The following is a 20,421-nucleotide window of genomic DNA, read 5'->3' on the forward strand; positions in this document are numbered from 1 at the left end:
GATTTCCGTATGGCGATTCCCACGAGGGTTCGATGGGAGCTTTTGTCACAGGCTCTCCTGATTTCCGGGCGTCTGCCCGTCCGATGGTCAGGACGGGGGACCGGTGCCGCAAGGGCCCGGCTTCGTGGGTTCACCCAGGGGTGTGCGTTCCGCCCCGCCGGGGGACCCCGGAGCCGGTGGGGAGATATGGAGCGTCTAAGGTGGCGTGGTACGCACAGAGCGGACGATTTCGGGACCTTCGTTCCTGTGGCCGCCTGTGAGGATTCATCTTCAGTTGGGGTGTTAGTGACCGCCGTCGAATCCCGTCCCGCCGGGGTCACCGGGGCGACGCCTGCGAACCGGCCGTTCGGGGCCCGTGTCGGCGCCTTCGTCGCACTGACCAAGCCTCGGATCATCGAGCTGCTGCTGATCACCACCGTGCCGGTGATGTTCCTGGCGCAGCGCGGTGTTCCGGATCCGCTGCTGGTGCTGCAGGTGGTCGTCGGCGGCTACCTCTCGGCCGGCGGTGCGAACGCGCTCAACATGTACATCGACCGCGACATCGACGCGGTGATGACCCGCACCGAGCGGCGGCCGCTCGTGACCGGCATGGTCTCGCCGCGCGAGGCGCTGGTCTTCGGCATCGCGCTGGCGGTCGGCTCGACGGTCTGGCTGGGCGTCCTGGTCAACCCGCTGTCCTCGCTGCTCGCGCTGGCGGCACTGCTCTTCTACGTCTTCGTCTACACGCTGGGCCTGAAGCGGCGGACGGCGCAGAACATCGTCTGGGGCGGCATCGCCGGCTGCATGCCGGTGTTCGTCGGCTGGGCGGCGGTCACCAACACGGTGTCCTGGTCGGCGCTGGTGCTCTTCCTGGTCATCTTCTTCTGGACGCCGCCGCACTACTGGCCGCTGTCGATGAAGGTGCGCGAGGACTACGAGCGGGCCGGCGTGCCGATGCTGCCCGTGGTCAAGGGCAACCTGGCGGTCGCCAAGCAGATCGTCATCTACTCGTGGGTGATGGTCGCCGTCTCGATGGCGCTCTGGCCGCTGGCCGACACCAGCTGGCTCTACCCCGTCTCGGCCGTCGTGCTCGGTGCGGCCTGGCTGAAGGAGGCGCACGGGCTGTACGCCCGCGCCAAGGCCGGGGTGGTGGGCGCCAAGCTGAAGGAGATGCGGCTCTTCCACTGGTCGATCACCTACCTGACGCTGCTCTTCGTGGTCATCGCGGTCGACCCGTTCATGAAGTAGCCGGCCCGTTCGGGCGGTCACCGTTCGTGGCGAGGGGCCCCGGTCTTCGGACCGGGGCCCCTCGGCGTTGCGGGGCCCGCCGCGGCGGCCGGCTCAGCGCGGCGGCAGCTCGGACGGGCCGACGTGGCCGTCCAGCCAGTCCTTGAGCGGCAGGGAGGCCCGCAGGAAGGCGGTGATCCGGTCGCGTGCGGCCCGGGTGCCCAGCCAGGGCTCGGGCGGCCACTCCTGCCAGGCGATCAGGCCCTTGTGGCGGAGCAGCGCGATCCGCGGGTGGTCCTTCGGGTAGCCGCGCGGGGCGGACTTCAGGCTGTCCCGGCCGACCACCTCCGGTCCGGCCGCCCGGACCAGGGCGACGACGCGTTCCAGCTCGGCGCCGGAGACGTCCTCGGCCACGGCGGCCCGGTACCGCTCCAGCTGGTCCGGGGCGAGCTGGTACAGCCCGTTGCCGCAGGCCAGGCCGTCGGCGGAGAGCTGGACGTAGCCGCCGGCCGCCAGGTGCGCGCCGATGTGCGTCTTGTACGGGGACTTGTCGGCGCTGAACCGGACGTCGCGGTTCGGGCGGAAGATCTTCCCCGGCCCGAACTCGGGCTCCAGCTCGTCGAGCAGCAGCTCCATCGGCTCCCGCACGACGTGTTCGTACCGGTCCTTGTGGGTCTGCCAGAAGGTCCGGGAGTTGTCGGCCTCCAGGCCCTCGTAGAAGTCGAGGGCCTCGGTCGGCCAGCCTTGGAAGGTCACCGTTCCAGTATGTGGCCCGGTGCACAGTCCGCTCCCGTCGCCAGCACCGCTACCGCTCGGTAGCATGCGGGCATGAGCAGCGCAGAGACCGCCACCCCCGCCGCGCCGGACGCCCGCGTCGAGCGCCGCGCCAAGCGCATCGCCAAGCACCTCAGCAGCTTCGCCGCGAAGCACGGCGGCAGTGCCGACGGCGTCGTCGAGTACGTCGGGGCCGTGGCCACCCGGATCGTCGTGGTCGGCGCGGACGGCGCCTGGGGCGACCAGGTCGCCCCGAGCTACGCGGTCGGCCGCCGGGCCGCCGAGCTGGCCGGCATCACCCTGCACGACAGCTTCGAGGGTGAGCTCGGCCTGAAGGTGAAGACGGGCCCGTACGAGTGGAAGCGGATGGCCGGCATCCAGATCGGCGGCTGACGCCGGACCGCGAACGCGCGAAGGGGGCCCCGGGTGATCCCGGGGCCCCCTTCGCGTACGGGGTGCGTCAGGCGGTGGCGGTCTGCGGCTCCCGGGCCGGCCCGGGAACGGCGGGCGCGTCCTCGGCGCGGACCCGCAGCGCGAGCGGGATGCGCAGCGCGGCGATCCAGGTGAGCGTGGCGCCCAGCATGTGCAGGCCGACCAGGATCTCCGGGACGTCGGTGAAGTACTGGACGAAGCCCAGCACGCCCTGGACCAGCAGCACCGCGAGCAGCTCGCGGGCCCGGGCCTTCGCGGCCGGCGGGGCCTTCACCGCGGCGAGCACGAACAGCACGGCGACGGCCAGGCCGACCGAGAGGAACGCCAGGTCGGCGTGGACCTGCGCGAGGCGGTCGTAGTCGATCGGGATCCGCGGCACCAGCTTGTTGTCCTTGGGCGTCCCCGGGTGGTGCCCGGCGCCGGTCACCAGCGTCCCGGCCGCCACCAGCAGGCCGATCACGGTGGCCAGGACGTACGTGAGCTGCACGACCGGGCGGGCGGCCAGCGGCTGCGCCGGCCCGTCGCCCTCCTTCGCGCGCTCCCACATCAGCAGCGCGACCCAGACCAGGCCCATCGCGGCGATCAGGTGCAGCGCGACGGTGTACGGGTTGAGGCCGGTCAGGACGGTGATGCCGCCGAGCACGGCGTTGCTCATCACCAGCCAGAACTGCGCCCAGCCCAGCTTGGTGAGCCCGCGGCGCCAGGGCGTCGCCGTGCCCCCGGCCGAAGGCCGGCGGTGGCAGCGGGCGGCCAGGATGGCCCAGCCGACCGCGGCGCTCAGCACGTAGGTGAGCATCCGGTTGGTGAACTCGACGATGCCGTGGAAGCCCATTTCGGGCGTCGGCGTCAGGCTCTCGGCGGTGCAGCGGGGCCAGGTGGTGCAGCCGAGGCCGGAGGCGGTGAGCCGGACGGCGCCGCCGGTGACCACGATGACCACGCTCATCACCAGCGCGGCGAACGCGGCGCGCCTGACCATGTCGGCGGAGGGCTGCCAGCGATCGGCGAGCAGGGAGAAGGGGGTACGCACGGGGTCAATCGTAGGCGCCCTTACAGCCGATCTTGGGGCGGGGCGGCCGCGCGCCGTGCGGACCGCGCGGGACGCCCGGGCGGTTTGCCGCTCCGGCAAGGCCGTTGGCGCAAAAGGGATGGTTCGGTCAACCCGGGCATTGGTCTTGACCAATGCCCGGACTGGCCGGAAGAGTGCGGTTTGGTCCATACCTTTTTCGGGCCGAGCCCCCCACCACCGCACGTCAAGCGGAGACCCTGCACATGCGCATACCCACACCCGCCGCTGCGCTCGCACTCGGCGGATCCCTTGCCCTGGCCGCCCTCGTCACCCCCGTGGCCCAGGCCGCCGAACCGGGGCAGCAGTGTCAGACCCTCGGTGTCGCCAACCTCTACGGCGAGTTCATCGAGGGCGACGACCACCACGTCCCGGACGCCGAGGGCGCCGTGGCGGTCGGCGGTGACGCCTACTTCGCCGGCAACGACCCGAAGAACCCGAAGGGCTTCTCGGTCGGCCAGGAACTCTCCGCCGAGCAGGTCGCGGCACTGCCGGGCGGCAACGCACTGGTCGTGGCCGGCAACCTGAACGGTCACAACACGCAGGTCATGAAGGGCAACGGGATCTACGGCGGCACCCTGACCGGCGTCCTGGAGGCGCACCAGGGCAAGACGGGCAAGGGCGCGTCCCCGATCGACTTCAAGGCGGAGTTCGCCAAGCTGCGCGCCGCCTCCACCGCGCTCGCCGCCGTGCCGCAGACCGCCGGGGCCACGGTGGAGTCCAAGGGCGCGGAGCTGCGCCTCAGCGGCGCCGACGGCCGGCTCAACAGCTTCACGGTCGGCGCCGCCACCCTGCAGGGCGCCCACGACGTGTTCCTGAAGGTGCCGGCCGGGTCGGTCACCGTGATCAACGTGACCGGCGACGCGTACGACATGGCCGCCGCGAAGACCACCGGCTTCCACCTGTGGGACGAGGCCAAGAAGGCGTACGTCCTCGACGACAAGCTGCAGAGCGCCGCCGGCGGGGCCGTCCGGGCCAAGCTGCTCTGGAACTTCCCGACCGCCACCAAGGTGGTCAAGAACAGCGCCGCCGCCTGGGCCGGCACCGTCCTCGCGCCGAACGCCGCCTTCGATCTCGGCAGCGGCGGACCGGTCAACGGCTCGGTCATCGCCAAGTCGCTGTCCGGCGAGGGCGGCGCGGAGACGCACCACTACCCGTTCACCGGCTGCCTGCCGGTCGTCACGCCGCCGACCACCGTGCCGAGCGTCCCGCCGACGGTGCCGCCGACCACCGTCCCGAGCGGCTCGCCCTCGGCGTCGGTCACCCCGAGCGCCCCGGGCACGCCGGGCGCCTCGGTGACCCCGGGCGCTTCGGGCGCCCCGTCCACCCCGGCCGGCGGCCGGCCGAGCACGGGCGCCTCCGGCAGCCCGTCCGCCTCCGCCTCCGCCGCGCCGGGTGCGCCGAGTGCCTCCGCGAGCCCGTCCGCCGAGGCGACCGGCGGCGGCAACCTCGCGCACACCGGCTCCGGCCCGGTCGTCCCGCTGGCGATCGGCGGCGCGGTCGTGGTCGCGGCCGGTGGCGCGATCGTGGTCGCGGCGCGCCGTCGGGCGGCCAGGAACGGCTGACGCCTGTCCGACGGTTCGCCCTGCTGCCCTTGAGGGTCGGTTTCCGACCCTCAAGGGCAGCAGTTTTTGGCCGGTGTGACAGAAACAGATCAAGTTTGCCGAAGCGCTGTTCCCCGAGGTCGCAGGTGTGGTGGGCTAGTTATGCACATCCGAGGCCGGACGGACAGACGAAATCCGGTCGCACGGCGGGGTGTGGGCAGGGGCGGGAGTGCCGGTAGAGTCCCCCGGACAGTCGTAGCGGGCCACCGCCAAACCACTCAACATGCCTGCTGCACAGGACCGTTCGGAGGGGACAACGAAATGGCGCGACAGCAGCGGCAGCTCGGCATCAGGGGCGCGGCACTGGCAGGGGCGGCAGCGGCCGCCGTCCTGCTGCCGATGGCACTGGCCACCAGCGCCTCGGCGCACTCGCCGAGCTGGCAGGTGAGCTGCGACAAGATCGTGATCGACCTGACCAACTACAGCGACCAGTCGGGCGTGAAGAACGTCGTCAGCCTGACCGTCGACGGTGAGAAGGTGCTGGACCAGAAGTCGTTCGGCAAGGAGTTCCACGGCACGTACCCGGTCAAGGACCACGACAAGCCGGTCTCCGCGACCATCGTGGTCACCACCACCGAGGACCCGAAGAACCACGACTGGAACAAGACCGAGACCAAGACGATCGAGGTCTGCCACACCCCGACCCCGACGCCGACCCCCACGCCCACCAGGACCACGACCCCCACCCCGACGCCGACCGCCACGGCGACGCCGACCCCGACGCCGAAGCCGACCCCGAGCGGCACGGCCTCGCCCACCGCGACGGTGAGCCCGACCGCGGCGGTCACCACCCCGGCCAAGACGCCCACCCCGGCCCCGAGCACCGCCACCCCGGGCCCGGCGCTCGCCGCGACCGGTAGCAGCAACTCCACCCCGGTCATCGCCGCGGCCGGCGGCGGCGTCGTGCTGCTCGGCGGCGCGCTCGTCCTCGTCGCCCGCAAGCGCCGCAGCAACGGCAGCGAGAGCTGACGCGCGGCACCCGGCAACACCCCCGGCGGCCCCCCGCTCGCACGTCGAGCGGGGGGCCGCCGTGGGTTGCGCCCGCCGGCCGGAGCGGCCGCCCGGCGACGGTGGCCCGCCCGACGCGCGGTGGGCCTCAAGGTTCGCTCCGTTCCACCCCGGCGCACCGGGCGTCCGTGGAGGGGCTCCCCGGCAGCCGCACGGTCGTCAGAGGGCCTGGAGGGAGTAGAGGTCGGGCCGGTCGTCCTGGACGATCTGTTGGCCGAGGGTGTCGGCGTGGTACTGGGCGGCGACCCACTTCCCGGAGTGCTGGCCCTGGAGTGCGAACAGGTTGGTACCGGGGACCTTCGTCTTCACGAACTGCTGCTCGGTGGGGATGTGGTCACTGAAGCAGCCGGTGGTGAGGATCCAGGCTCCGTAGCTCATGGAATTCCCGTCGACGGCGAGGCACCAGTGCCGCCAGCTGTCCTGGAAGACCACCGTCTCGCGGCCGTCGGGCTCGGGCCGGTGGCAGTAGATCCACTTCTGATTGGACTCGTTGCCCCAGAAGTACTGGATGACGGAGCCGTGGTTCCCGGGCGACAGGGCGACGGTCAGGGGCCGGCCGGTGCCGGTGTTGATGCGGTACAAGCCCCCGTCGCAGGTGAAGTCGCCCCAGGTGGTGTTGAGGGCGGTCGGCGCGGGGGCGGGAGCCGCGACGGCGGTCGGGCCGGCGGCTACCAGCAGGGCGACGGCGGCCGCAGTGCCGGACGCGGCCACCCCGCGGCGGAGTCGGTGAAGAACGGGCATCATGAACTCGCTTTCACGGCTGAGGGTTTGCGGGCTGCACCGGCGGATGATCAGCAGAAGAGCCGCAGTCGGGCGGCGGCGCGCAGAGTGCCGGCCGGCTCGGGCCAGGCGCAGGAGACGGTGCCCTGCTCGGGAACGTCGAAGGTGGTGAAGGTGCCGGGGCTGCCGGGGGTGATGTTGATCCAGTACCCGGTGCCCGGCCCCGAGCGGGCGCAGATGTACCGGACCCACTCGCCGGTCACCTTCCGGGTGCCGCGGTACATGCCGTAGTAGCCAGGGCTGTTGAAGTTCACGGTGTCGGTGACGGAGGTGCTGCGGGTGCTCGACTTGGTGTCGGTCACCGCGAAACCGACCTTGGCGCTGACCTTGGCGAAGAGCGCCTTGAACTCGGCCGTGACCTCCACGCTGTTGTTGACCGTGGTGCTCACGGAGTTGATCTCGGTCAGCGTCCTGGTGTACTGGCCGGTGGTGCCGGGGGTGATGGCGACCGCGACGAAGTCGGTGACGGTCGGGTCGACCCGGGCCGAGACGATGTCCTCCCAGAGGTAGTCCCGGTCCGGGTTGCAGACGGGGGTCGGGGGCGGATCGGCCTGTGCGGGTGCGGCGCCCAGCCCGAGGCCGGTCACCGCGAACAGTGCGGCGAGGCCCGAGGTGAGGACGGCGCGTCGGTTGCGCGAAGTCATGGGAGTGCTCCTCCGGTCGGACGGGATACGGCCGGGAGACGTGTCTCGTGCATGCCACATCTCCCGGTACAGGCATCCTCGCCGCCGGAGCCGGGTGCCCGGTATCCCAACCTTCTGGGGGTGGATCCGGTCCGAACCATCGCCGATCGGACGGGCAACCGGTATGACGTGAAGAACGGCCGGCGGGTATCCGCCACCACCCCGGGCTTTTGCCGAACGGTGCCCACGCGGGGAGTGGGAAGTCGGCCGGTCCGACTTCCCACTCCGGGGGCGTGTGCCGTCGACCTTCCCGCGTCAGCGGGGGGCGACGGTGGCGAACGCGCCCCGCACGGTCGTTCCGTCCGGCCAGGTCCACCCGGCGAGGAGGGTCGCAGCAGGGCCCGGTGCGGCCTCCGCCGGCCGGAGGACGCGGTGGAGCCGGACGTCGAACGCCTCGCCGGGGGCGGTTCCGTGCACGGTGACGGTGGGGTCGGCGGTGTCGCTCAGGCTCTGGTGCTGCGGTACGGCCTCGCCGCGCAGCAGGGCGCGGAGCTGCGCCGTCACCGCCGGGTCGTGGGCGCCGTCGTAGATCCACCGGGTGCCGAGCACGCCGTGCTCGGAGGTGCCGATCAACGCCTCGCCGGGGGCGCCCTCCAGGGCCGCAGCGCGGTAGGCCATCGGCACCAGGTACGCCACCGGCTCCTGTGCGGAGGTGTCCACCACGACCATGAACTCGATCCCGACCGCGCCCGCCGGATCGTCCAGCCGGAACCCGCCGGCCCGCTCCAGTGCCGGGGCGGCGCCGGTGCCCAGGTACCAGCTCTGCTTCGGCAGCCAGTCGGTGAGCAGTTCCAGCTTGGTGGGCGTCATGGTGGTGCGGTGAATGGCGGCCATGAGTTCCTTCACGCGTAGGTCCGGGCCCGTCCTCCGACGGGAACGTGATCGAACCTAGCGGACGAGCATCCCTGCCGTACCGGCGCTGCCGCTGCGGACGGTTCGACGCGGCCCGACAAAACGGTTTGCCGTACCTGTGGGGGCGTGTCACCGTTCGTCTGAATCAAGATCATTGATGGGTAGTTGGACGAATGGGAACGGGTGCCATGGGCGGTCGCAGTCAGTACGAGGACGAGTGTCGCCGGGCGTTGGCCGAGGAGCAGGCGAAGAGCCTCGCCGAGACCAACGACTGGGAGCACGTGGACAGGGAGCGCGTCCACCGCGACTGGGACGTGCTGTACAAGGAGATCGCGGCCGCTCTGGACGAATCCCTGCCCGGCGATCCGCAGGTCCAGGAGCTCGTCGGCAGGCACTTCGACATCATCTGCCGTTTCTACGTCCCCACCAGGGAAGCCTATGTCGGCATGGCGCTCTTCTACGGGGAGGACGACGGCATGAGGGAGTTCCACAACTCCTACCACCCGAGGATGGTGGAGTTCCTGGGTGAGGCGATCGGTGTCTTCGCCGAACGCGGGACCGGTTTCGCCGCGTAGGAGTGCCGGAGCTGCGCGGCAGCCCGAGCTTCCTTTGTCGGAGGGTCATTCAGCTTTGGGGCGAGGTCGCGCCGCGCGACGGGGCCCGGGCAGCCTCGCGGTGGCCCGGGCCCGTGGTGGTGCGTCAGATGCCGGCCGGCTCAGCCCTCCTGGGAGCCGTCGGACGCGTCCCAGAGCTCCGCGTTACGAGGGTCGCAGTCGATCCGGATCTCCAGGCAGTGCTCCTGCTCCGCGTTCTGCGAGTGGTCGACCGAGCGGTACGCGACCTCGTGGCGGCCGTCGCCGCTCACCGTGAACGGCTCGGTGTAGCGCTTCCACTCGCCGCCGTCGACCCGGTAGTCGGTCATCGCGACGCCGCTGATGTCGTCGGTGGCGTCGAGGGTGACCCGGACGTCCGAGTGGTAGACACCGTGCCGGTCGGGCCGGGGGTCGGTGCTCGCGGTGGTGACCGGCGGCAGGGTGTCGAGCGGCAGCTCCATGGCGGCCTCTTCGAGGGTGATCTCGTTCTCCTCGGTCGGCGCCGGGACCCCGGCCGCGCCCGAGTGGGCGATCGAGCCGCCGCGCAGCTGGATGTTGTCCCAGTCCCCGTGGCCGTTCAGCGTGGTCTGGGCCCCGTCGTTGTTGGTGTCGAACGCGACGGTGTTCTGGCTGATCATGCCGTCACAGTTCCAGTCGACCTGGGCGGCGCTCGCCTGGACGGTGACGAAGCGGGAGCCCTGCTTGGTGTTCGGGCACCAGTGCATGACGTCGTAGCCGGCGGCGCTGGCCGGGAACTGGCGCTCGTTCAGCGTCGGCTCGGTCAGCGAGGCCGCCGCGCGCGAGTAGTCCATGACCCCGGTGGTGGTGCCGATCGACAGGCCGCCCAGCTGGTAGGAGTAGTTCATCACGCTGAAGTACTGCGGCTGGTGGTTGGGCGCGTCGGCGTTTCCGGCGTGCTTCAGGCCCAGGTCGTGCCCCAGCTCGTGCATCAGCGTGCCGGCCTGCTGGTTGGTGTTGCCGACCCGGTTGTCGAAGCTGCCCAGGCTGACGATGAAGTCGCTGCCCGGTACGCCGGCGGCGACGCCGCTGTACGTGACGCCGGGCTGGAGGTTGTGCGCCGCGATGGCGTAGTGGAAGATCGAGCTCCGCCCGGTGCTGATGAAGCCGCCCTTGGCCGTCTTGATCTTGTTGAAGTCGTTCCACAGGTAGCGCCCGCTGGCGTCCACCGTGCCGAGGTTGGCCGCCTCGGTCTGCTTCTTCGCCTTGCTGAGCGCCCCCCAGGTGGTGTTCTTGGTGTAGTCGAGGAAGCTGTCCGGCCCGGCGTCGACGTGCAGGTTGATCCCGGTGGTGGGGCTGTGCCGGTTGAACGGGGAGTTCTTGAAGGCGTCGACGACCTTCCTGATCGCGTCGTTGGTGAGCGCGTGGCTGTGGGTGTCGTCGGCCATCCAGTCGACCTGGACGAAGATGTCCGGCTTGTTCACGTCGGCGCCCATCGCCTTGAGGTCGATGAACTGGTCGGGGCTGCCGTCGCTGGGCTTGATCGTGACGCCGTTGCGCTTCCAGTCGTCCGGGATCCCGTCGCAGGTGGTGGAGTTGCAGTCGACGGTGAAGGTGACGGGGTCGAAGGGGCCGGTGCCGCCGCTGTGGCTCGCCACGTAGCCCGTGGGCACGGTCTCGGTGAAGGTGTTCGGCACGTCGAGCGGGGCCGGGACGTTCCAGCCGAGCGTGATCAGGGTGCCCTGGCTCTCACCGCCCACCTGGTAGCTGACGGTGCCCGACGCGCCGTTGGAGCCGTCGCACACGCCGACGTTGAACTGCCCGGTGCCGCCGAGGGCGGCGAGTCGCGCCGGCGGGTTGGTGTAGGCGCACCCGTCGGTGACCTGGAGGCCGGTGAAGGTCAGGTCGCGGTCGCTGCTGTTGACGAGGTTCACTCCGAGCAGGCCGCCCGCCCGGCGCGCGGCCGCGGCGGGCGTGATGGCGGCGACGAGGGTGAGCAGGGCGAGGGCCAGGACGAAGAGGGGCGCGAGGCCGGGGTGCCGGATGATCCGCGAGGGCGCGGCGGCACCGAGCGGATGATATGTGGTCATGCCGTCACGCTAAGTGTCAGACCGTCGCGAACCTGTCATGACCCGTCGAACAGTCACCCCGTCGGAGGCGCACCGGTCACACTGCCGGCGGCCCCTTGCGAGGAGCAGGGGGCCGCCGGAACGACTCGCTACGCGGGGGAGGCGTGGCGGTCGTAGTCGCCGGCCTTGATGGCATGGAGGAGGGCGGCGAGCTTGACGGGGGTGGTGCGGAGGATGGTGTCGGCGTCGTCGGACTCGCGGAGTTCGATCAGCCCGCCTGCGGTGCGGATCTCGATGCAGGCGTTGCTGGATCCGGAGTAGCTGGACTTCTGCCATATGGGGCTACCCATGCTTGCTCTCGATCTCCTTCTTGATGGATCGGATGAAGTCTCGGGACCGCTCCTCCGTGAGGGCTACGGATGCCATGCGGGTGAGGATCTCGCGGTAGTTCGCCAGGTCGGATGGAGCGTCGAAGAGCGGGCACCCGAAGCTGATGTCGATCTGCACAGTGTCCAGTTCGGTCACCGGGCCCTCGGTGTAGACGAAGTTCTCGCTGGGGCCGGGCAGAGATTCGATGTCGAAGGGCACCACTCGAACTGAGATTCCGGAGCTCTCGGAGTCTTCGGTGAGAGTCCCGAGTTGCTCGGCAAGTACCTCCGGCCCACTGAACTGCATGCGGAGTGCGGCTTCGTGGATGAACGCCGTGTAGGGCGTCGCGCTGGTCCGGATGATCTCCTGCCTCTGGAGGCGGAAAGCCATCCTGAGCTCGACATCGGTGCGCGGCAACGGTGGGATCGCACGAGCGAATACCGAAGTCGCGTAGGCCGGAGTCTGGAGCAGCCCGGGGAGGAAGGTGATCGAGTACGTGGAGATCCTTCGTGCATGACCCTCGATCGCGGCCACATCGAGGAGGTCGGTGGTCAGGCCGGGGCTGAACTCCTCCCACCAGCCTGTTTCTCGTTCCTCGACGATGTCGGCGAGTGCGTCGATCAGGGATTCGTTCTCACAGGTGCAGGCCGCCGCAATCGCCCGCAGGCGCTCCACGCTGACAGAGGACTTTCCGTTCTCCATCTGGGTCACCAGTGCCGGAGTCACCCCGAGCAGGCGGGCAAGGTGGCTGCCTCCGAAGCCGGCTCGCTCTCGCATCCTTCGCAGCTCGGCGCCGAGGCGACGTTGGCGAAGGGTTGGGTTCGGGCGAAGGGCCATGACGTCCTCTCTGCGGGTACGGGCGTCAGTCTGCCGCGCCGCGCGTCGGCGGTGCCAGTTGGGTGCGGGGCGGCGGCCGTCCCACCGAAGAGGGAACCTTCTCGGATCTGGATTAACTTTAAGAGAGCTTGCGCTATGGTCGATATCACATCGATCCGACGGGTCGTCAGTAACGCCTGTTTCCAGGGCAGTAGGCGCCTGCTGCCCCCGCACCGCAGAGCAGCCATGTCCTGGCCTGGCTCACGGTGACGTCTCCGCCGGTGATCGACGAACCTCTCCTTCCACCTCGTCCGGAGGTCCCTCATGTGCGCCTTCAACCCGCCCGACTGGTCCGCCGCCCGCGAGGCGCTGCGCCACGCGCTGTCCGCCGCCGGCTGGCCGGACGGCCTGGCCCGTGACGCCGAACTCGCCCTCTGTGAGCTGTTCGTCAACGCCTGGAAGCACGGCGGCAGCCCCGCCCCGACGGTCGTCGTCGTCCTGCTCGCCACCCGCACGCTGCGCGTCTCGGTCTCGGACGACAGCCCCGTCCTGCCCGAGCCCAGAACGTCCGCCGACCCCTACGAGCTCTCCGGGCGCGGCCTGCACCTCGTGCGCTCGCTCACCCACCGGTTCGGGGCGAGCCCCCGGAAGAACGGCAAGTTCGTCTGGTTCGAGCTGGACTGCGCCGCGTGAGCGCCCGCCGCGCCCCGATCGCGCCCGACGACCCCGGGATGCGCGAGTACACCGATGCGCAGGTCACCGCGCTGCTGCGCGAACTCCACACCCGGGGATCGCAGTTCGGCATCCGGTGGGGCTCCGCCACCACGGTCAACGGCACCGTCGACGGCCGCCTCCTGGTCGACTTCGGCAACGCCCCCGTCGCCACCCTCCTCAACCTCCTCCACCTGCTCCGCGACACCGAGGAGGTCCGGCCGTGGGAGTCCTGATCCCGATGGTCACCACCGAGGCGATCCACACCGAGCGCACCACCGTCGCCTTCCTCGCCGTCGAGCACGTCCCCGACGCCGCCCTCCAGCTGCGCGTCGCCGTCGACCTCGACATCCACGCCGCGCCCGGCGAACACCTCGCCGTCCCCCTCACCCGCGACCAGGCTCACGACCTGCTCCACGCCCTCGCCGCCCACCTCGGCCACCGCGTGATCGGGATCCGCCGATGAGGAGCGGCACCGCCGGCTTCCTCGTCGGCGCCGCCCTGCTCACCCTCCTCGCGCTGGCGCTGGCCACCGTCGCCTTCGGCGTCGTCGCCACGCTCAGGATGCCGCCCCCGCCGGACGAGCCCCCGCCGCCGATCACCCGGCACGGCCGCTGGGAGCTGCGCCGACTCCCGGACGGCACCCACGAGTACGCCTGGATCGCCCGCCAGGCCGGGCGCTTCGGGCCCGAAACCAGCCCCGAAACCAGCCCCGAAACCAACCCCGGGCCCGGCCGCCACCGCATACCCGGCTGAGCGCGGCCACGAAGGCCCTCGCCCGCCCGGGCGAGGGCCTCGCCGCACCTCGCCGCACCGTGCCGCCTGCCTGGACGTCCCCGCACGGCCGCGTCACGAGCTCCCGCCGAGGGCCGGGCGGGCTACGCTCGCAGGCAGGACAGGAGCTCGGGGATCCAAGGAGGGCGTGACGGCCCAGACCAGCCGCGAACGCGTCATCAGAACGCTGACGTTCTGGCTGCGCCCGGCCTTCGCCCTCCGCTGCGTCAGCCGCTTCCAGAAGCTCGTGGGCTTCGACCGCTCGATGGCCCTGGCCGCCGGGGCGCTGGCCGCGACCGTCCCGCTCTCGATCCTCGCCGGCAGCATCCTGAGACACACGGGACACCAGGACACGGCGGACCGGATCATCAGCCGCTACCAGCTCACCGGGGAAGGCGCCTACGCCGTCCGGCAGGTCCTTTCGCTCGGGTCCGACACGAGTGCCACCGTCGGGGTCTTCGGGGTGGTGTTCCTCGTGATCTCGGTACTGAGCTTCGCGCGGGCCGTCCAGCGCCTGTTCGAACAGACCTGGGAGCTCAGGCCGCTCAGTGTGCGCAACACGCTGAACGACCTGTGGTGGGTGGCCGGCCTGGCCGGCTACGTGACGGTCACCGGCCTGGTCTACGGGTTCCTCGGCCACGGGCGCCTACAGGTGGCCGCGGCCGTGGCCGAGGCGCCGGTGACGGCGGCCTTCCTCGTCTGGAGCGGCCGGATCCTCACCGCGCGGCGGGTCGCCTGGCGGGCCCTGGTCCCGTTCGGAGTCGTCGCGGGCGTCCTGGTGGCGGTGTACTCGGTGGGTGCGGCGGTCTACCTGCCGCACCTGTTCAGTTCCTCGGCCGCCCGCTACGGCGCGGTGGGTGCCGTCTTCGCGACGCTCTCGGCGCTCTTCGGCGCGATGGTCGTCATCGTCGGGGCGGCCGCGCTCGGGCGGGAGGTGCGCGACGAGCTCGTCGGCATCGCCAGGGGCGAGCGCCCGCCCGACGACGAGATCCGCCGCGAATGGCACACCGTGATCGAGCAGGCGCGCTCACGGTGGCACACCACCCGGCAGTTGATCACCCGCTACCGCCGGTCGAAGGATCCGGACAGCGACTCCGACGGCCCGGGCGAACGCTGACCGTCGGGGCCGCCCCGTCACCCGCGCTCACTCACTCCCAGCGGAAGAACCGGGCCGCCGCGGCCAGGCCGAGCACCGCCCAGCCGCCCAGGATGCCCAGGTCCGCCCACGGCACGCCGGCACCGGCCTGGAGGACGGACCGCAGGCCGTCCGAGAGTGCGGCGATCGGGGTCAGCTCCAGCACCGACTGGACGGCGGACGGGAACTTCGACAGCGGCACGATCACCCCGCCCGCCAGCAGCAGCAGGATGAAGACCAGGTTGGCGGCGGCGAGCGTGGCCTCCGCCTTGAGCGTGCCGGCCATCAGCAGGCCGAGGCCGGAGAAGGCGGCGGTGCCCAGCACCAGCAGGGCGGCGACGGTGAGCGGGTTGCCCTGCGGGGACCAGCCGAGCGCGAGCGCGATCACGCTCAGCAGCGCGACCTGCAGCGCCTCCGTCACCAGTACGCATCCCGTCTTGGCGGTGAGCAGCGCCCAGCGCGGCAGCGGGCTGGCGCCCAGCCGCTTGAGGACGCCGTAGCGGCGCTCGAAGCCGGTGGCGATGGCCTGCCCGGTGAAGGCGGTGGACATCACGGCGAGCGCGAGCAGGCCGGGCGCCAGGAAGTCGACGCGCTTGCCGGGGCCCTCGACGGCGACGATGTCGACGGCGGAGAAGAGGACGAGCAGCACCGTCGGGATGATGACGGTCAGCAGCAGCTGTTCGCCGTTGCGCAGCAGCATCTTCGTCTCGAAGGCGGTCTGCGCGAGCAGCATCCGGCCGACGGGGGCGGCGCCGGGCGCGGGGGAGTGGTCGGTGGTCGTCACGCGCGGAGGTCCCGTCCGGTCAGGTCGAGGAAGACGTCTTCGAGGCTGCGGCGCTGCACGGCCAGCCGCTCGGGGAGGATGCCGGAGGCCGCGCACCAACCGGTGACGGTGGCCAGCAGCTGCGGGTCCACGGGTGCCTCGATGCGGTAGCTGCCGGGGGAGGGCTCGGTGGCGGCGGCGCCCTCGGGCAGCTCCTTGAGCAGCGGGCCGAGGTCGAGCCCGGGCGGGCCGTCGAAGCGCAGCGAGGACTCGGCTCCGCCGCGGCAGAGCTCCTCGGGGGTGCCCTCGGTGATCACCTTGCCGCGGTCGACGATCGCGACCCGGTCGGCGAGCTGCTCGGCCTCGTCCATGTGGTGGGTGGTGACGACGACGGTGACGCCGTCGCGGCGCAGGTCGCGGACGAGCTCCCAGGTGGCGCGGCGGGCCTGCGGGTCGAGGCCGGCCGTGGGCTCGTCGAGGAAGACCAGCTCGGGCCTCCCCACGACGGCCATCGCCAGGGCGAGCCGCTGCTGCTGGCCGCCGGAGAGCCGGCGGTAGGTGGTGCGGCCGCAGGAGCCGAGGCCGAGGCGTTCGACGAGGGCGTCGACGTCCAGCGGGTTCGCGTGCAGCTTGGCGGTGTGCCGGAGCATCTCGACGGCGCGCGCGCCCGCGTAGACGCCGCCGGACTGGAGCATCACGCCGATCCGGGGGCGCAGCTCGGCGCCCTGGGTGACCGGGTCGAGGCCGAGGACGCGGACGGTGCCGGCGTCGGGGCGGCGGTAGCCCTCGCAGGTCTCGACGGTGGTGGTCTTGCCGGCGCCGTTGGGGCCGAGCACCGCGGTGATCGCGCCGCGGGCGATGGTGAGGTCGAGACCGTCCACCGCGGTCACTCGGTGCTTCGACGCAGTGCCGTAGCGCTTGACCAGCCCGGTGATCCGGACCGCGGGTTCGGAATGCATACCGGCGAGTGTAAGAGGCGTGAACGCGGCGGCCGGACGGTGGGCCGGGCCGGGGCTGCCGGAGCGGCCGGCGGTCGACGCGGCAGGGGTGGACCGGGGCGCGGGCGGAGGGTGCCGGAGGATGGGATTCCGCTTCGGCGGACCTGCGGAGTCCGGTTCGTCGTGGCCGGAGCCGCCGAGGGGGAATCGCCGCCGTGGATCGTTTCCGCAGGTCAGGTAAGGCTTACCTGCGTGACAGAGGACACCGGTGAGGCCTGGATCACGGGTTGTCCTGTCGGAAGGAATTACGCAACACTGGTGTTGTGAAAAACATGCGCGAGCACTCCACGCACCCGGAGGCCGAGTCGGCCCCCGGCTGCGCCGTGCCCGCGACGGCGGCCGAGGTGCTGCTGGAGGGCCACCGCGCCACGCGGGACAGGGTCGCCCGTTCGATCCTGGACCACGGCCCCTCCTCCGCCACCGACCTCGCCAACCGCCTCGGCCTCACCACCGCGGCCGTCCGCCGTCACCTGGACGGACTGGCCGCCGCCGGCCTGGTCGACGCCCGCGAACAGCGGGTGTACGGCAGCCGGGGCCGGGGTCGCCCGGCCAAGGTCTTCGCCCTCACCGACGGCGGCCGGGACGCCTTCTACCAGGCCTACGACCAGCTCGCGGCCGACGCGCTGCGCTGGATCTCGGACTCGGTGGGCGGCGGCAAGGCGGGCGAGGAGGCGGTCGCCGCCTTCGCCCGCGCCCGGTTCGGCAAGCAGGGCGAGCGTTACCTCGACGCCCTGCACGGCGCCGAAGCGGGGGAGCGCACCGAGGCGCTCGCCCAGGCGCTGAGCGCGGACGGGTACGCTGCCACCGTGCGGCGTGTTCCGTCGGCCGCGGCGAAAGCCCCGGCGGGCGCCCAGCTCTGCCAGCACCACTGCCCGGTCGCGCACATCGCCGAGCAGTTCCCGCAGCTCTGCGAGGCGGAGACCGAGGTCTTCTCCCAACTGCTGGGCACCCATGTGCAACGGCTGGCCACCATCGCCCACGGCGACGGGGTCTGCACCACCTATGTGCCGGCACCCGGTGCCGCATCGTCGCCCGCCCTGCGTACCGCAGGCCCGGGTACCGGTGCAGTGCCGACTGCCGGTACGTCCACCGAAGACTCAGCGTCCGCGCGTTAGGAAGCTCGCATGACTGACACCGTTTCGCACCCGGAGCTCGAAGGCCTGGGCACCTACGAGTACGGCTGGGCCGACCCGGACACCGCAGGTGCCGCCGCCAAGCGCGGGCTCAGCGAGGACGTCGTCCGCGACATCTCGGCGAAGAAGAGCGAGTCCGAGTGGATGCTGAACCTGCGGCTCAAGGGCCTCAAGCTGTTCGGCAAGAAGCCCATGCCGACCTGGGGCTCCGACCTCACCGGCATCGACTTCGACAACATCAAGTACTTCGTCCGCTCCACCGAGAAGCAGGCCGAGTCCTGGGAGGACCTGCCCGCCGACATCAAGGCGACGTACGACCGCCTCGGCATCCCGGAGGCGGAGAAGCAGCGCCTGGTCGCCGGTGTCGCCGCGCAGTACGAGTCCGAGGTCGTCTACCACCAGATCCGTGAGGACCTGGAGGAGCAGGGCGTCCTCTTCCTGGACACGGACACCGCGCTCAAGCAGTACCCGGAGATCTTCAAGGAGTACTTCGGCACCGTCATCCCGGCCGGCGACAACAAGTTCGCCGCGCTGAACACCGCGGTGTGGTCCGGCGGCTCCTTCATCTACGTGCCCAAGGGCGTCCACGTGGACATCCCGCTCCAGGCCTACTTCCGGATCAACACCGAGAACATGGGCCAGTTCGAGCGGACGCTGATCATCGTCGACGAGGACGCCTACGTCCACTACGTCGAGGGCTGCACCGCGCCGATCTACTCCTCGGACTCGCTGCACTCCGCGGTCGTGGAGATCATCGTCAAGAAGGGCGGCCGCTGCCGCTACACGACCATCCAGAACTGGTCGAACAACGTCTACAACCTGGTCACCAAGCGCGCCGTGGCGTACGAGGGCGCGACCATGGAGTGGGTCGACGGCAACATCGGCTCCAAGGTCACCATGAAGTACCCGGCCGTCTACCTGATGGGCGAGCACGCCAAGGGCGAGACGCTGTCGATCGCCTTCGCCGGTGAGGGCCAGCACCAGGACGCCGGCGCCAAGATGGTGCACATGGCGCCGAACACCTCCTCCAACATCGTCTCCAAGTCGGTGGCGCGCGGCGGCGGCCGGACGTCCTACCGCGGTCTGATCGAGATCGGCGAGGGCTCCAAGGGCGCCAAGTCCAACGTGCTCTGCGACGCGCTGCTCGTCGACACGATCTCCCGCTCGGACACCTACCCGTACGTGGACGTCCGCGAGGACGACGTGTCGATGGGCCACGAGGCGACCGTCTCCAAGGTCAGCGAGGACCAGCTCTTCTACCTGATGAGCCGGGGCATGACCGAGTTCGAGGCGATGGCGATGATCGTCCGCGGCTTCGTCGAGCCGATCGCGCGCGAGCTGCCGATGGAGTACGCGCTGGAGCTGAACCGGCTGATCGAGCTGCAGATGGAAGGCTCCGTCGGCTGACGCACGGCCGCACGCAGTCCACTCCGCATCCCTAGGAAGAGAGCACCACGACAGCCATGGCTGACGTCAACACCCCCACCGGCTCCACGACCGCCGGTTCGATCGAGGTCGGCACCGCGGGCGCGGGCGCGCAGCTCGCGGGCCCCGGCACCGGCCGTGCCACCGTCCAGCAGCCGATCGACGCGCGCGTCGCGGTCAAGCCCTCGTTCGAGGTCGGCGACTTCCCGGTGCCGACCGGCCGCGAGGAGGACTGGCGGTTCACCCCGATGCACCGCCTGAACGGCCTGCACGACGGCACCGCCGCCGACAGCGCCGAGAAGGGCGAGGACAAGGTCGAGCTGAGCCTGCCGGACGGCGTCACCGCCGAGACCGTCGGCCGCGACGACGCCCGCCTGGGCAAGGCCGGCAAGCCGGTCGACCGGGTCGCCGCGCAGGCGTTCAGCGCCTTCGAGCAGGCGCTCGTGGTCACCGTCCCCAAGGAGACGGTGCTCACCGAGCCGGTCAAGATCGACGTGCACGGCGAGGGCGGCGTCCGCTTCGCCCACGTGGTGATCGACGTCAAGCCGTTCGCCGAGGCCGTCGTGGTGATCAACCACACCGGCACCGGCACCCGGGCCGCCAACGTCGAGCTGCTGGTCGGCGACGGCGCCAAGCTCACCTTCGTCTCGGTCCAGGACTGGGACCGCGACGCGGTGCACGCCGCCCAGCAGACCGCGCTGGTCGGCCGGGACGCCTCGCTCAAGTCCGTGGTCGTCACCTTCGGCGGTGACCTCGTCCGCATCCACCCGCGGGTCACCTACGCCGCCCCCGGCGGCGAGGCGGAGCTGTTCGGCCTCTACTTCGCGGACGCCGGCCAGCACCTGGAGCACCGGCTGGTCATCGACCACGACACCCCGCACTGCCGCTCCAACGTGGTCTACAAGGGCGCGCTGCAGGGCAAGGACGCGCACGCCGTCTGGGTCGGCGACGTGGTCATCCGCGCCGCCGCCGAGGGCACCGACACGTACGAGCACAACCGCAACCTGGTGCTCACCGACGGCGCCCGGGTCGACTCGATCCCCAACCTGGAGATCGAGACCGGCGAGATCGTCGGCGCCGGCCACGCCTCGGCGACCGGCCGCTTCGACGACGAGCAGCTGTTCTACCTGCAGGCCCGCGGCATCCCGGCCGACGAGGCGCGCCGCCTGGTGGTGCGCGGCTTCTTCGCCGAGCTCGTCCAGCAGATCGGCGTCGCCGAGATCCAGGACCAGCTGATGGAGAAGATCGAGGCCGAGCTGGAATCGGCGGTCTGAG

At 71.2% G+C, this 20,421-nt stretch carries 23 protein-coding genes; 13 read left to right on the forward strand and 10 right to left on the reverse strand.

The window, feature by feature from the left end; translation table 11 throughout:
• Positions 1–285: 285 nt before the first annotated feature.
• Positions 286–1,227: a heme o synthase gene (locus OH807_RS28955; RefSeq protein ID WP_406204478.1), complete on the forward strand. Its 942-nt coding sequence runs from the start codon at positions 286–288 to the stop codon at positions 1,225–1,227.
• A gap of 93 nt (positions 1,228–1,320) precedes the next feature.
• Here the strand turns inward: OH807_RS28955 and OH807_RS28960 are convergent, their stop codons facing one another.
• Positions 1,321–1,962 (reverse strand): DUF2461 domain-containing protein, encoded by a 642-nt coding sequence (locus OH807_RS28960; protein ID WP_406204481.1) that lies wholly within the window; start codon positions 1,960–1,962, stop codon positions 1,321–1,323.
• A 72-nt stretch (positions 1,963–2,034) separates the two neighbouring features.
• On the opposite strand from OH807_RS28960, the gene OH807_RS28965 reads away from it, so the two are divergent.
• A complete protein-coding gene (locus tag OH807_RS28965; protein WP_406204484.1) occupies positions 2,035–2,373 on the forward strand; it encodes a hypothetical protein in 339 nt (112 codons plus the stop codon).
• Positions 2,374–2,440: 67 nt separating this feature from the next.
• Here OH807_RS28965 and OH807_RS28970 read toward each other — a convergent pair whose 3' ends face one another.
• Positions 2,441–3,448: a COX15/CtaA family protein gene (locus OH807_RS28970; RefSeq protein WP_406211262.1), complete on the reverse strand. Its 1,008-nt coding sequence runs from the start codon at positions 3,446–3,448 to the stop codon at positions 2,441–2,443.
• A 233-nt stretch (positions 3,449–3,681) separates the two neighbouring features.
• On the opposite strand from OH807_RS28970, the gene OH807_RS28975 reads away from it, so the two are divergent.
• Together OH807_RS28975 and OH807_RS28980 are read left to right on the forward strand one after the other, a co-directional pair.
• Positions 3,682–5,040, forward strand: coding sequence for a choice-of-anchor A family protein (locus OH807_RS28975; RefSeq protein WP_406204487.1), 1,359 nt, complete (start codon positions 3,682–3,684; stop codon positions 5,038–5,040).
• 300 nt (positions 5,041–5,340) lie between these two features.
• Complete coding sequence (locus OH807_RS28980) at positions 5,341–6,048, forward strand: LAETG motif-containing sortase-dependent surface protein (RefSeq protein WP_406204489.1); 708 nt, start codon at positions 5,341–5,343, stop codon at positions 6,046–6,048.
• A gap of 198 nt (positions 6,049–6,246) precedes the next feature.
• On the opposite strand, the gene OH807_RS28985 is transcribed toward OH807_RS28980, so the two are convergent.
• The 3 genes from OH807_RS28985 to OH807_RS28995 form a co-directional block, all read right to left on the reverse strand.
• Positions 6,247–6,831 (reverse strand): RICIN domain-containing protein, encoded by a 585-nt coding sequence (locus OH807_RS28985; protein ID WP_406204491.1) that lies wholly within the window; start codon positions 6,829–6,831, stop codon positions 6,247–6,249.
• 47 nt (positions 6,832–6,878) lie between these two features.
• Complete coding sequence (locus OH807_RS28990; RefSeq protein ID WP_406204494.1) at positions 6,879–7,511, reverse strand: hypothetical protein; 633 nt, start codon at positions 7,509–7,511, stop codon at positions 6,879–6,881.
• Positions 7,512–7,805: 294 nt separating this feature from the next.
• A complete protein-coding gene (locus OH807_RS28995) occupies positions 7,806–8,384 on the reverse strand; it encodes a maltokinase N-terminal cap-like domain-containing protein (protein WP_406204497.1) in 579 nt (192 codons plus the stop codon).
• A 206-nt stretch (positions 8,385–8,590) separates the two neighbouring features.
• Here OH807_RS28995 and OH807_RS29000 point away from each other — a divergent pair, with 206 nt between their 5' ends.
• Positions 8,591–8,977 carry a TipAS antibiotic-recognition domain-containing protein gene (locus tag OH807_RS29000; protein ID WP_406204500.1) on the forward strand — a complete coding sequence of 129 codons (387 nt, stop codon included), beginning with the start codon at positions 8,591–8,593 and terminating at the stop codon, positions 8,975–8,977.
• Between the two features lie 140 nt (positions 8,978–9,117).
• Here the strand turns inward: OH807_RS29000 and OH807_RS29005 are convergent, their stop codons facing one another.
• The 3 genes from OH807_RS29005 to OH807_RS29015 all read right to left on the reverse strand — a co-directional run bounded on the left by OH807_RS29005 (position 9,118) and on the right by OH807_RS29015 (position 12,228).
• Positions 9,118–11,043, reverse strand: coding sequence for an OmpL47-type beta-barrel domain-containing protein (locus OH807_RS29005; RefSeq protein WP_406204503.1), 1,926 nt, complete (start codon positions 11,041–11,043; stop codon positions 9,118–9,120).
• Positions 11,044–11,171: 128 nt separating this feature from the next.
• Complete coding sequence (locus tag OH807_RS29010; protein WP_406204505.1) at positions 11,172–11,372, reverse strand: DUF397 domain-containing protein; 201 nt, start codon at positions 11,370–11,372, stop codon at positions 11,172–11,174.
• Entirely contained in the window at positions 11,365–12,228 is an 864-nt protein-coding gene (locus tag OH807_RS29015) for a helix-turn-helix domain-containing protein (protein WP_406204507.1), read from the reverse strand. The genes OH807_RS29010 and OH807_RS29015 overlap by 8 nt, the downstream gene beginning before the upstream one ends.
• Positions 12,229–12,531: 303 nt before the next feature.
• Between OH807_RS29015 and OH807_RS29020 the strand changes: the two genes are divergently transcribed.
• From OH807_RS29020 to OH807_RS29040, 5 genes are all read left to right on the forward strand, one after another.
• Entirely contained in the window at positions 12,532–12,900 is a 369-nt protein-coding gene (locus tag OH807_RS29020) for an ATP-binding protein (protein WP_406204510.1), read from the forward strand.
• On the forward strand, positions 12,897–13,154 hold the full coding sequence (locus OH807_RS29025; RefSeq protein ID WP_406204512.1) for a hypothetical protein: 258 nt from the start codon (positions 12,897–12,899) through the stop codon (positions 13,152–13,154). Before OH807_RS29020 ends, OH807_RS29025 begins: the two co-directional genes overlap by 4 nt.
• Positions 13,142–13,384: a hypothetical protein gene (locus OH807_RS29030; protein WP_406204515.1), complete on the forward strand. Its 243-nt coding sequence runs from the start codon at positions 13,142–13,144 to the stop codon at positions 13,382–13,384. The genes OH807_RS29025 and OH807_RS29030 overlap by 13 nt, the downstream gene beginning before the upstream one ends.
• Entirely contained in the window at positions 13,381–13,674 is a 294-nt protein-coding gene (locus OH807_RS29035; RefSeq protein ID WP_406204518.1) for a hypothetical protein, read from the forward strand. The genes OH807_RS29030 and OH807_RS29035 overlap by 4 nt, the downstream gene beginning before the upstream one ends.
• Positions 13,675–13,840: 166 nt before the next feature.
• Complete coding sequence (locus OH807_RS29040) at positions 13,841–14,809, forward strand: YhjD/YihY/BrkB family envelope integrity protein (protein ID WP_406204521.1); 969 nt, start codon at positions 13,841–13,843, stop codon at positions 14,807–14,809.
• A gap of 31 nt (positions 14,810–14,840) precedes the next feature.
• On the opposite strand, the gene OH807_RS29045 is transcribed toward OH807_RS29040, so the two are convergent.
• Positions 14,841–15,560 carry an ABC transporter permease gene (locus OH807_RS29045; protein WP_406211264.1) on the reverse strand — a complete coding sequence of 240 codons (720 nt, stop codon included), beginning with the start codon at positions 15,558–15,560 and terminating at the stop codon, positions 14,841–14,843.
• Between the two features lie 47 nt (positions 15,561–15,607).
• Complete coding sequence (locus OH807_RS29050) at positions 15,608–16,549, reverse strand: ABC transporter ATP-binding protein (RefSeq protein ID WP_406204524.1); 942 nt, start codon at positions 16,547–16,549, stop codon at positions 15,608–15,610.
• Positions 16,550–16,860: 311 nt separating this feature from the next.
• Between OH807_RS29050 and OH807_RS29055 the strand changes: the two genes are divergently transcribed.
• From OH807_RS29055 to sufD, 3 genes are read left to right on the forward strand one after another with little or no spacing between them, the layout of a single operon-like run.
• The gene (locus OH807_RS29055) at positions 16,861–17,703 is read left to right on the forward strand and encodes a helix-turn-helix transcriptional regulator (protein ID WP_406204527.1); all 843 of its coding nucleotides are present in this window, start codon (positions 16,861–16,863) and stop codon (positions 17,701–17,703) included.
• 9 nt (positions 17,704–17,712) lie between these two features.
• Positions 17,713–19,128, forward strand: coding sequence for a Fe-S cluster assembly protein SufB (sufB, locus tag OH807_RS29060; RefSeq protein ID WP_406204530.1), 1,416 nt, complete (start codon positions 17,713–17,715; stop codon positions 19,126–19,128).
• A 56-nt stretch (positions 19,129–19,184) separates the two neighbouring features.
• Positions 19,185–20,420, forward strand: a complete 1,236-nt coding sequence (gene sufD / locus OH807_RS29065) for a Fe-S cluster assembly protein SufD (protein ID WP_406204533.1) — start codon at positions 19,185–19,187, stop codon at positions 20,418–20,420.
• Position 20,421 lies beyond the last annotated feature (1 nt).

Origin of the sequence: Kitasatospora sp. NBC_01560 (assembly GCF_045208415.1) — a bacterium.
Taxonomy (GTDB): domain Bacteria; phylum Actinomycetota; class Actinomycetes; order Streptomycetales; family Streptomycetaceae; genus Kitasatospora.

What these genes read in the sequence shown, in the direction of transcription:
- OH807_RS28965 (WP_406204484.1), top strand. Translation starts at nt 2,035, where the DNA reads ATGAGCAGCGCAGAGACCGCCACCCCCGCCGCGCCGGACGCCCGCGTC.
- OH807_RS28975 (WP_406204487.1), top strand. Translation starts at nt 3,682, where the DNA reads ATGCGCATACCCACACCCGCCGCTGCGCTCGCACTCGGCGGATCCCTT.
- OH807_RS28980 (WP_406204489.1), top strand. Translation starts at nt 5,341, where the DNA reads ATGGCGCGACAGCAGCGGCAGCTCGGCATCAGGGGCGCGGCACTGGCA.
- OH807_RS28985 (WP_406204491.1), bottom strand. Translation starts at nt 6,831, where the DNA reads ATGATGCCCGTTCTTCACCGACTCCGCCGCGGGGTGGCCGCGTCCGGC.
- OH807_RS28990 (WP_406204494.1), bottom strand. Translation starts at nt 7,511, where the DNA reads ATGACTTCGCGCAACCGACGCGCCGTCCTCACCTCGGGCCTCGCCGCA.
- OH807_RS28995 (WP_406204497.1), bottom strand. Translation starts at nt 8,384, where the DNA reads ATGGCCGCCATTCACCGCACCACCATGACGCCCACCAAGCTGGAACTG.
- OH807_RS29000 (WP_406204500.1), top strand. Translation starts at nt 8,591, where the DNA reads ATGGGCGGTCGCAGTCAGTACGAGGACGAGTGTCGCCGGGCGTTGGCC.
- OH807_RS29005 (WP_406204503.1), bottom strand. Translation starts at nt 11,043, where the DNA reads ATGACCACATATCATCCGCTCGGTGCCGCCGCGCCCTCGCGGATCATC.
- OH807_RS29010 (WP_406204505.1), bottom strand. Translation starts at nt 11,372, where the DNA reads ATGGGTAGCCCCATATGGCAGAAGTCCAGCTACTCCGGATCCAGCAAC.
- OH807_RS29015 (WP_406204507.1), bottom strand. Translation starts at nt 12,228, where the DNA reads ATGGCCCTTCGCCCGAACCCAACCCTTCGCCAACGTCGCCTCGGCGCC.
- OH807_RS29020 (WP_406204510.1), top strand. Translation starts at nt 12,532, where the DNA reads ATGTGCGCCTTCAACCCGCCCGACTGGTCCGCCGCCCGCGAGGCGCTG.
- OH807_RS29035 (WP_406204518.1), top strand. Translation starts at nt 13,381, where the DNA reads ATGAGGAGCGGCACCGCCGGCTTCCTCGTCGGCGCCGCCCTGCTCACC.
- OH807_RS29045 (WP_406211264.1), bottom strand. Translation starts at nt 15,560, where the DNA reads ATGCTGCTCGCGCAGACCGCCTTCGAGACGAAGATGCTGCTGCGCAAC.
- OH807_RS29050 (WP_406204524.1), bottom strand. Translation starts at nt 16,549, where the DNA reads ATGCATTCCGAACCCGCGGTCCGGATCACCGGGCTGGTCAAGCGCTAC.
- OH807_RS29055 (WP_406204527.1), top strand. Translation starts at nt 16,861, where the DNA reads ATGCGCGAGCACTCCACGCACCCGGAGGCCGAGTCGGCCCCCGGCTGC.
- sufB (WP_406204530.1), top strand. Translation starts at nt 17,713, where the DNA reads ATGACTGACACCGTTTCGCACCCGGAGCTCGAAGGCCTGGGCACCTAC.
- sufD (WP_406204533.1), top strand. Translation starts at nt 19,185, where the DNA reads ATGGCTGACGTCAACACCCCCACCGGCTCCACGACCGCCGGTTCGATC.